This is a genomic window from Staphylococcus sp. HMSC061G12 (assembly GCF_001838465.1).
Classification (GTDB): domain Bacteria; phylum Bacillota; class Bacilli; order Staphylococcales; family Staphylococcaceae; genus Staphylococcus; species Staphylococcus simulans.
Genome location: NZ_KV837098.1, coordinates 1 through 485 on the forward strand (window position 1 = coordinate 1; position 485 = coordinate 485).

Annotated in this window: 1 rRNA gene; it reads right to left on the bottom strand. The window is 51.5% G+C overall.

Annotated features, from left to right (window positions below):
- Positions 1-485: ribosomal RNA gene (locus tag HMPREF2937_RS08070) — 23S ribosomal RNA — on the bottom strand; the annotation flags it as partial.

Sequence of the window (485 nt, forward strand, 5' to 3'; positions counted from 1 at the left end):
CGTTATAGTTACGGCCGCCGTTTACTGGGGCTTCGATTCGTAGCTTCGCAGAAGCTAACCACTCCTCTTAACCTTCCAGCACCGGGCAGGCGTCAGCCCCTATACATCACCTTACGGTTTAGCAGAGACCTGTGTTTTTGATAAACAGTCGCTTGGGCCTATTCACTGCGGCTCTTCAGAGCGTGAACCCTAAAGAGCACCCCTTCTCCCGAAGTTACGGGGTCATTTTGCCGAGTTCCTTAACGAGAGTTCTCTCGCTCACCTTAGAATTCTCATCTTGACTACCTGTGTCGGTTTGCGGTACGGGCACCAGTTATCTAGCTAGAGGCTTTTCTCGACAGTGTGAAATCAACGACTCGAGGAAAACATGTTTCCTCTCCCCATCACAGCTCAACCTTGAGAATGGCGGATTTGCCTACCATTCAGTCTCACTGCTTAGACGTGCACTCCAACAGCACGCTTCGCCTATCCTACTGTGTCCCCCC